Below are 8,294 nucleotides of genomic sequence, written 5' to 3'. Positions count from 1 at the left end.
CCCACCGCCTCCGAGTCCGAGGCACCACGCTACTCGAAGGCGCTCAGCGTCGGGTCGTAGTCGGAGGCGCCGATGTCGAACATCGGGGTCATCCAGTGGTAGAAGTTGTCGCCGCGGTCCCGCAGCAGGTCGTACATACGGCGCATCAGGCGGCGTCGCACGGGGGCGAGTTCCGGGTGGGGGTAGCGGTTGGTCAGCTCGTGGGGGTCGGTGTCGAGGTCGTAGAGCTCGTTGACCGACTCCGGGTTGACGACGAGCTTGTAGCGGTCGTCGCGGAGCATCCGCTGCGGATAGGGGAAGTGGTGGCCGTGGAACTCGGCCAGCAACTCGTCGGGCCACTCGGGGTGTTCGCCGCGGACCAGGGGCAGCAGGCTGCGGCTGTCGGTGGCGGGGGAGGGGTCGCAGCCGGCCAGGTCGAGGATCGTGGCCGTGCAGTCGGTGAGGCTGACGAACTCCCGCCGGACCTGCGGCTGTTGTCCCGGCACCCGGACGATCCCCGGGATGCGGTAGATGTCCTCGTACATCGCCGGCCCCTTGTCGTGCAGCCGGTGCGCGCCGGTGAACTCGCCGTGGTCCGCGGTGAAGAAGACCGACGTGTCGTCGCCGAGGCCGAGTTCGTCCAGGCGGGTGAGGATGCGCCCGATCTGCTCGTCCACGAGGCTGACGTAACCCCAGTAGACGGCGATGAGTTTGCGGGTGACCTCGATCGGCATGGTGTCGAACGTCCAGTGCGCGCTGTAGTTGCGCTGGACCGGCGGTTTGCCCACGAAGGTCTCGGCGATCGACGGGGGCAGGTCCACCAGGCCGGGGTCGTAGCGGTCGTAGTAGGCGTCGGGGAGGAGGTAGGGCAGGTGCGGGCCGAAGAAGTGGGTGGCCAGGTAGAAGGGGCGGCCGTCGGCGGCGTACTTGTCGAGCTGCTCGATGGCGCGGGTGGCGAGGTAGTACTCGAAGGTGGCCTCGACGGGCTGCTGGAGCCGGGCGGCGAGCAGATTGCCCGGATTGCCGTTGGGCGTGGTGCCGCGTACGAGGTCGGTGATCCGGTACGGCGGCAGGCCGCGTTCCTCCAGGTAGGCGAGGTAGTCCGGGTGGTCGACGGGGTTGTGCCAGCCCGGCAGGTCGGGGCCGTCGAAGCCGTAGGACGCGGCGTTGCGGTGGGTGCCGACGTGCCACTTGCCGACCAGGCCGAGCTGGTAGTCCCGCTCGGCCAGCGCGGTCGGGAAGGTGAAGGCGTCCTCGCGCAGGTCCTCCAGATAGCCGACGTTGCGTTCGTAGTTGGCCAGCAGGCGGTGGCGGAAGGGCGCCTGCCCGGTGAGCAGGCTGGCGCGGGCCGGCGTGCAGATCGCGGTCGGGGTGTAGAAGCGGTCGAAGCGCGTGCCGGTGGCGGCGAGGCGGTCCAGGTTCGGCGTGTCCACGTGCGGGTTGCCGTAACAGCCCAGGGTGTCGACGCGGTGCTGGTCGGTCATCAGGAAGAGGATGTTCACGCCGCCGCCTCGGTGTAGACGTCGGCCGCGTAGAACGAGTCGGCCTCGGGGGCCTTGTCCAGCTGGCCGGTGCTGACGAAGAAGTCGCTCATGCCGTCCAGCCACCCGGCGATCGTGCCGTCCTTCGTCTTGGCGACGAGGTCCGCCGTGGTGAGCGTACGGACGTGGCTCGCGTCGGCCTTGACGGTGGCCTCGGGCACCTTCAGCAGCTTCGCCGCGGCGGCGATCGACTCCTCGGGATGCGCGGCCCGCCAGTCGTTGGCCTCCTGGAGGACCCGGACGACCTTGACCTCGGTCGCGCGGTCCACCTTGTTCCCGGCGACGAACGCCGTCGGGAAGCTGCCGCCGATCTTCTCGGTGCTCGCCACCTCGACCAGGTCCGGCACCTTCTTCCTGATGGTGTCGATGAGCGGGTAGAAGATGCCGGCGCCGTCGATCTGCCCGGAGGAGAACGCGGAGACGACCGTGGGCGGGTCCATGGCGACCTTCTTGATGTCGTCCATGGTCATGCCCGCCTCCCGCAGAGCTAGGTTGAGGATCATCTCGCCCGAGGTGCCCTCGGGGACGCCGACCTTCTTGCCCCTCAGGTCGGCGATGGAGGAGATGCCGGGCCGGGCGATGACGTGGTCGGCGTAGGTGAGGGTGTTGACGGCCACGATCTTCGATCTGCCGGACGCCGGCAGCCACATGGCGCCGGGGCCGATGTAGCCGTAGTCGAGGTCGCCGCTGCCGAGCGCCTGGATCTGGATGGGGCCGTTGACGAACGCCTTGTACGAGGCGGACACCCCGTGCTTCTTCCACAGCCCCTGCTGGTCGGCGATGGCCAGCAGGCTGGCGCCGTTGTAGTCGGCGATGTAGCCGAAGCGGACGGAGCCGCCGCCACCGCCGTCGCCGTCGTCGGAGGAGCAGGCGGACGCGGTGAGTCCCAGGGTGGTCGCGGAGAGTGCGGCCAGGAAGCCGCGACGAGACATGCTCATGACATGATGCCTTTCGGGGAGGTCTTCAGGTTCTTCGGAGGCGGCCGCGCGGTCCGCTCAGGTCGCGCAGTCCGCTCAGGTCGCGCGGTCCGCTCAGGTCGCGCGGACCTCTCAGGCCGCCGGTCCGCTCAGGCCGCGGAGGAGACCGACGGCTGGTGGTACACGGCGTGCCAGACCTCGTTGCGGATCCGGGCGAACTCCGGGGACAGCCGCAGCTCCTCGGTCCGCGGATACGGCAGGTCCACCTCGACGACCCGGTGGACGCGTCCCGGACGGGCGGCCATCACGACGACGCGGCGGGCCAGGTACACGGCCTCGTCGACGTCGTGCGTCACGAACATGACCGTCCTGCGCTCCCGGCTCCACGTGGCCAGCAACTGATCCTGGAGCTGCACCCGGGTCAGCGCGTCGAGCGCCCCGAACGGCTCGTCCATCAGCAGGACTTCGGGATCGACGGCGTAGGCGCGGGCGATCGCGCACCGCTGCTTCATCCCGCCCGACAGCGTCTTCGGCAGCGCGTCGGCGAAGTCGGTCAGCCCGACGAGGTCGATCGCGTGGTCGGCACGCCGGCGGCGTTCCGCGGCGGACGGGGAGGCGAGCTTCAGCCCGAACTCGACGTTGCCCCGGACCGTGAGCCACGGGAAGAGGGCGTACTGCTGGAAGATCATCCCCCGGTCCGGTCCGGGCCGGTCGACCGCGACGCCGTCCACCAGCACCTGTCCGGTGGTGGGACGGACCAGCCCGGCCGCCATGTTCAGCAGCGTCGACTTGCCGCAGCCGGAGGGGCCGACGACCGTGACGAACTCCCGGTCGGCGATGTCGAGGTCGACGCGGTCGAGCGCGGTGAACACGCCGTCCTTGAGCGGATAGGTCATCCCGGTGCCCCGGAAGGAGATCTTCGCCGTGTCCCCGGACGCGTCGGCGGCCTTCGTGGTGCGTGGGGTGCTCATCGCCGCTCCTGCCATGCCGTCAGATGCCGCTCCGCCAGCAGGAGCAGCCGGTCCATCACCAGTCCGATCACACCGATGGTGATCAGGCCCACGAAGATCGTCGGGAGGTCGTAGTAGGTCTGCGCGTGCATCATCTGGTAGCCGAGGCCCTTGTCGGCCGCGATGAGCTCGGCGGCCACCACGGTCCCCCAGGCCGCGCCGAGACCGATGCGCATGCCGACCAGCAGGAAGGGCGTGGCGGCCGGGATCACGACCTTGAGGAAGATGACCCGGTCGGGGGCGCCGAGCACCCGCGCCGCGTTGATCAGCGTGCGGTCCACGCCGACGACCCCCTGGAAGGAGGCGACCACACTGGACAGGAACGCCGCCAGGAAGATGACGAAGACCTTGGGCGTCTCACCGATGCCCATCAGCACGATGGCCAGCGGGATGATGGCGAGCGGCGGCACCGTCCGGAAGAACTGCACGTACGGTTCCATCAGGCCCCGGGCCAGCGGGTACCAGCCCATCAGGAAGCCCACCGGCACGGCGAGCAGGGTGCCGAGCGCGAAGCCCAGGAACACCCGGCGGAGACTGGCCAGCGCGTCCTCGGCGAGGGTGCCGTCCCCCGCCAGTTCCCAGGCGCGCGAGCCGACCGACAGCGGCCCGGGGACGTCCACCCAGTGCGCGGCGGCGACCGCGGCCCACACGGCGACGCCGGCCACCAGGGCGGCCAGGTTGAGCAGGAGCGGGGGGATTCCCCGGCGGCCACGGCGGGGCGCGGACGGGGCGGAGGTCTTGTCGGGGGCGGTGATCACAGCCATGGCGGCCTCTGCGGGGGCGGGACGGTCATGTGTGCTCCAGGGACGTGGGTTCGGGATAGCGCGCGAGCAGGGGCGACTCGTGCAGGACGAGGGCGATGCCGCCGAGCGCCCCGGCCGCCTCGCCGAGGGTCGCGGGGCGCAGGGCGGCGCGTGACCGCGAGATCGGCATCAGGTGGGCGAACAGGGACCGCTCCACGGCGTCGAAGAGCGCGGGGCCGGCCGCGGTGAGCTCGCCGCCGAGGACGGTCACCTCGGGGCCCAGCGCGTTGCACACCGCCGCGAGTACGGTGCCGACCCGCGTGCCGACCTCGTCCAGCACCCGGGCCGCCGCCGGGTCGTGGGGGAGCGCGGCAAGGAAGCCGGCCAGGTCCTTCGCGCCACCGTGGGCGCGCAGCACCGCACCGATGGACGCGACGGTCTCCAGGCAGCCGTCCTTGCCGCACGAACATCGGCGCCCGTCCGGCTCGGCCGTGATGTGGCCGAACTCGCCGGACAGCCCGTGGGATCCGCGGTGCAGCGCGCCCCCCACCACCAGGCCGCCGCCGACACCGTGCGACAGCCGCAGGTACACCACGTCCTGGACGCCGGTCGCCGCACCCCAGGTGGCCTCGGCGAGCGCCGCCAGACGCGTGTTGTTGTCGACGAGGACGGGGACACCGAAGCGCTTGCGCAACAGCACCGGCAGATCGGGGTCCACGGCCCCGGACGCCCCCTCGGCATCCAGCCGCGGGGCGTCGACGGGGCCCACCACGCCCACGCCGACCCCGCTGAGCGCGCCCAGTCGCAGCGTCCCCCCGGCGAGCCCGCCCACCAGTCGCTCCGCCAGCTTGATCCGCCGCGGCCACGGAAGGTCCGCGTCGTGCGCCTCCCCGGCCGAACCGATCACCTCGTGCGCGACGTTCACCGCCGCGACGTGCACGGCACGCCGGGCGAAGTCGATGCCGATGGCCTGGCCGGCGTCGGGATGCAGGCTGAGCCGTTCGACCGGCCGGCCGCGCCGCCGCTCGGTCGCCTCGGGCACGGCCGCGACGACGGCGCCGCCGTCCACCAGGGCGCCGACGATGTCGTACAGCGTCGTACGGGACAGGCCGCTCAGCTTGCCCAAGTCGGCCCGGCTGAGCGGGCCGTGGGTGCGCAGCAGCCGCAGGATGAGTTCCTCGTGTCCCCGGCGCAACCGGGCCAAGGGCCCCTGGTGTTCGAGTGGCATGCCGTCAGGATGGAGACGACGCGCTATTACGTCAACAGTCCGGAATAAATCGAAGTCGATCAACCGGCGGCATGGAGGCGGTCATCGGTGCAGGTCGGCCGCGTTCTGCGGGGTGCTGAGCCCGGTGGAGTTCCTTCACGAAGCTGCAATGAACCGCCCGCCCCGGGCCCTTGGAGGCCGACCCGCCGGCCCCGTCATGCGTCGCGCACGCACCGGAAGCCGAGGTTGCCGGTGCTGCTGTCCGGCGTGTTGGCGGTGCGCGCCGCGACCCGGTAGCGGTTGCAGTACGAGTGGTGGCACAGGTAGGAACCTCCGCGCATGACGCGTGACGTGCCCCGCGCCGGTCCCTTCGGGTCGGTCCGGTGGCGTGCCGAGTGGTCCGTGGCCCACCAGTCCGCGCACCACTCCCACACGTTCCCGGCCACGTTGTACAGCCCGAACCCGTTGGGCTCGAAGGCGTCCACCGGAGCGGTGCCCCGGTATCCGTCCTCGGCCGTGTTCTTGGTGGGGAACTGCCCCTGCCAGATGTTGCAGCGGTGCGTGCCGCCGGGCGTCAGCTCGTCGCCCCACGGGTAGCGGCGCTGCTCCAGGCCGCCCCGCGCGGCGTACTCCCACTCCGCCTCCGTGGGCAGCCGGGCGCCGGCCCAACGGCAGTAGGCGAGCGCGTCGTTCCAGGAGACGTGGACGACCGGATGGTCACCCCGGTCGTCCACCGTGCTGCCCGGTCCCTCGGGAGCGCGCCAGTACGCCCCTTCGACACCGCACCACCACGGCGTCCCCTGCGGCCGTGCCGCGCCGCGTCGCAGCGCGGCGGGCAGGAAGCCGGCGAACACGTAGGACCAGCCGAACCGTTCGGCCTCGGTGACATGGCCGGTCGCCTCGACGAAGCGGGTGAAGCGGGCGTTGGTCACCGCGTAGGCGTCGATGCGAAAGGGCCGGACGGTGACCTCGCGCACCGGGCCCTCACCGTCCGCCGGGAAGCCGTCCCGGTCGTCGGTGCCCATCAGGAACGTGCCGCCCTCCAGCAGCACGGTGCCGTCGGCGCCGCTCGCCTCGGCGCGGCTCGTGTCGGCGGAAGCGGCACGGGAACCGGCGGGTGCGACGGCGGGTGCGGGCGGCTGCGACATCGCAGGCGTGACGCTGTCGCGGGGCGCCGGGGCGCAGCAACTCCTCGGCTCCTCCGCCTCGGACACCGCCATGCGACCTCCCCGGTCCCTGTGATCCATTTCCCCGAGGCTACGGCACCACCTCGGGGCGGCCCGCCGGGCCGCCGACGACACACGATCTTCATAGTGCGGGCTCTCGCACCCCCAGCACCCGCCGTGAGCTGCGCGGACGCAACGTGGGCCCTGGGCAGCCCGCACTCAGGGCCTCCCGGATTAATTATCCGGAGTGTTGACGAAAATCGGCAGGTGTTCGCATGCTGACCCCGTTCACCAGTCCGCCAGGCGAAGGAGATCCCCGACCGATGTCCAGTACCGGGAAAAGGACGCACCTGCCCCGACGTTCGCTCCTGGCCGGCGCCACCGGCCTGGGAGTGGCCGCGGCGCTGCCCGCGAACACCGCTCAGGCGGCGCCGCCCGAGGCCGTACCGGCCGGTCACGGCCACGCCGGGCGGTACCCGGCGAACTGGCCCGAGCCGGAGCCCTACGGTCTCGCCGACACCAGGCTGGATCTGTGGCCGCGGGAGGACAACTCCTTCGTCCTCCCCCTCGAACTGCGCCCCCGTGACCGCGAGCGGGGCGTCGTGTGGATGCGGGACACGTACGTCAACTGCTTCGTGGTCGACGGCCGTCCGACGTACGTCGCCACGGGCACCACCCGCGTGCCCGGGCTGGAGGCGGCCGGACCCTGGAACGACGGTATCTTCGTCTGGCTCGCGCCCTCCCTCAAGGGCCCGTGGAGACTGGCCGACACCACCCGCGTCCGCCCGAACGCGGAGAAGGGCAAGGTGTGGTCGCCCGAGTTCGTCGGCGAGAACCGCCCCGGGCGGACCGTCGTCGCCCCGTGGCAGGAGTACTGGTACGACGACCGGTTCGGCAAGCGCGGCCAGGCCTGGGCGCCGGAACTGCACCGCTTCCGCGGCAAGTGGTACATCGTCGCCTGCATGGGCGACCACTCCCAGAAGGTCGGCTCGTTCATGCTGGTCAGCGAGGGCGGTGTCGAGGGACCGTACCGGCTGGTCGAGGGCAACCTGGACAAGCCGTTCGGCGACTCGTTCATCGGCGGGCCGAACTTCATCGAACCCGGCGCCTACCACCACATCGACGGCGGCCTCTACTCCGAGGGCGACGACGCCTGGCTCGTCCTGCACAACAACCTGTACGCGAAGTTCCGGGACGACATGGAGGACATCACCACCACGACGAACCTGCCGCAGTTCCGGCAGACGCCCTACACGCCCGAGCCCTACCTGGAAGGCGCCTACGTCTTCAAGCACGGGGGCAAGTACTTCCTCGTCCACGCCGCCTGGGACCGGACGTCCGTCAACGCCGACGGCAGCGTCCGCCAGGCCTACGACACGGCCGCCACGGGCCGGGTGCAGTACCAGTACGACGCGATCGTCGCCGTCTCGGACACCTTCGAGGGCCCCTACTCCCGGCGGTGGACCGCGGGTGTCGGCGCCGGCCACAACAACATCTTCACGGACCACAAGGGCGACCTGTGGGCCACGTTCTTCCGCAACCCGGCCGCCGGCCACTGGTCCGCGCCGGCCCGCCTGGACGACGCCGCCGTCCCCGGCGTCGTACGGATGGAGTGGACCGGCCCGAAGGGCAACCGCCTCTACGTGCAGCGCCGTAACGGCAACCACTCCGGCACCTGACGGCCACGAGACGCCGAGCCCCGGCACGACGGCCGTGGTCGAATGCCCGTTT

The 8,294-nt window shown here is 71.4% G+C and carries 7 protein-coding genes; 1 reads left to right on the top strand and 6 read right to left on the bottom strand.

The window, feature by feature from the left end; translation table 11 throughout:
• Positions 1–29: 29 nt before the first annotated feature.
• The 6 genes from GTW67_RS05300 to GTW67_RS05275 form a co-directional block, all read right to left on the bottom strand.
• The gene (locus tag GTW67_RS05300; protein ID WP_161163627.1) at positions 30–1,481 is read right to left on the bottom strand and encodes a sulfatase-like hydrolase/transferase; all 1,452 of its coding nucleotides are present in this window, start codon (positions 1,479–1,481) and stop codon (positions 30–32) included.
• Positions 1,478–2,458 carry an aliphatic sulfonate ABC transporter substrate-binding protein gene (locus tag GTW67_RS05295; RefSeq protein WP_161163626.1) on the bottom strand — a complete coding sequence of 327 codons (981 nt, stop codon included), beginning with the start codon at positions 2,456–2,458 and terminating at the stop codon, positions 1,478–1,480. Before GTW67_RS05295 ends, GTW67_RS05300 begins: the two co-directional genes overlap by 4 nt.
• 128 nt (positions 2,459–2,586) lie before the next feature.
• A complete protein-coding gene (locus GTW67_RS05290; RefSeq protein WP_161163625.1) occupies positions 2,587–3,408 on the bottom strand; it encodes an ABC transporter ATP-binding protein in 822 nt (273 codons plus the stop codon).
• Positions 3,405–4,211 carry an ABC transporter permease gene (locus GTW67_RS05285; protein ID WP_161163624.1) on the bottom strand — a complete coding sequence of 269 codons (807 nt, stop codon included), beginning with the start codon at positions 4,209–4,211 and terminating at the stop codon, positions 3,405–3,407. The genes GTW67_RS05290 and GTW67_RS05285 overlap by 4 nt, the downstream gene beginning before the upstream one ends.
• A 25-nt stretch (positions 4,212–4,236) precedes the next feature.
• On the bottom strand, positions 4,237–5,418 hold the full coding sequence (locus GTW67_RS05280; RefSeq protein ID WP_161163623.1) for an ROK family transcriptional regulator: 1,182 nt from the start codon (positions 5,416–5,418) through the stop codon (positions 4,237–4,239).
• A 194-nt stretch (positions 5,419–5,612) separates the two neighbouring features.
• Positions 5,613–6,545 carry a formylglycine-generating enzyme family protein gene (locus GTW67_RS05275; RefSeq protein WP_161163629.1) on the bottom strand — a complete coding sequence of 311 codons (933 nt, stop codon included), beginning with the start codon at positions 6,543–6,545 and terminating at the stop codon, positions 5,613–5,615.
• A 341-nt stretch (positions 6,546–6,886) separates the two neighbouring features.
• On the opposite strand from GTW67_RS05275, the gene GTW67_RS05270 reads away from it, so the two are divergent.
• On the top strand, positions 6,887–8,242 hold the full coding sequence (locus tag GTW67_RS05270; protein WP_161163622.1) for a family 43 glycosylhydrolase: 1,356 nt from the start codon (positions 6,887–6,889) through the stop codon (positions 8,240–8,242).
• Positions 8,243–8,294 lie beyond the last annotated feature (52 nt).

It is taken from the genome of Streptomyces sp. SID5910 (genome assembly GCF_009862125.1).
In the GTDB taxonomy this organism is placed as follows: domain Bacteria; phylum Actinomycetota; class Actinomycetes; order Streptomycetales; family Streptomycetaceae; genus Streptomyces.
The sequence above is the reverse complement of the archived record's forward strand: the minus strand, read 5'-3'. Positions and strand labels throughout refer to the sequence as shown.

Excerpts from the sequence above, each read along its gene's own strand:
- GTW67_RS05295 (WP_161163626.1), bottom strand. The coding sequence starts at position 2,458 with ATGAGCATGTCTCGTCGCGGCTTCCTGGCCGCACTCTCCGCGACCACC.
- GTW67_RS05290 (WP_161163625.1), bottom strand. The coding sequence starts at position 3,408 with ATGAGCACCCCACGCACCACGAAGGCCGCCGACGCGTCCGGGGACACG.
- GTW67_RS05285 (WP_161163624.1), bottom strand. The coding sequence starts at position 4,211 with ATGGCTGTGATCACCGCCCCCGACAAGACCTCCGCCCCGTCCGCGCCC.
- GTW67_RS05280 (WP_161163623.1), bottom strand. The coding sequence starts at position 5,418 with ATGCCACTCGAACACCAGGGGCCCTTGGCCCGGTTGCGCCGGGGACAC.
- GTW67_RS05275 (WP_161163629.1), bottom strand. The coding sequence starts at position 6,545 with ATGTCGCAGCCGCCCGCACCCGCCGTCGCACCCGCCGGTTCCCGTGCC.
- GTW67_RS05270 (WP_161163622.1), top strand. The coding sequence starts at position 6,887 with ATGTCCAGTACCGGGAAAAGGACGCACCTGCCCCGACGTTCGCTCCTG.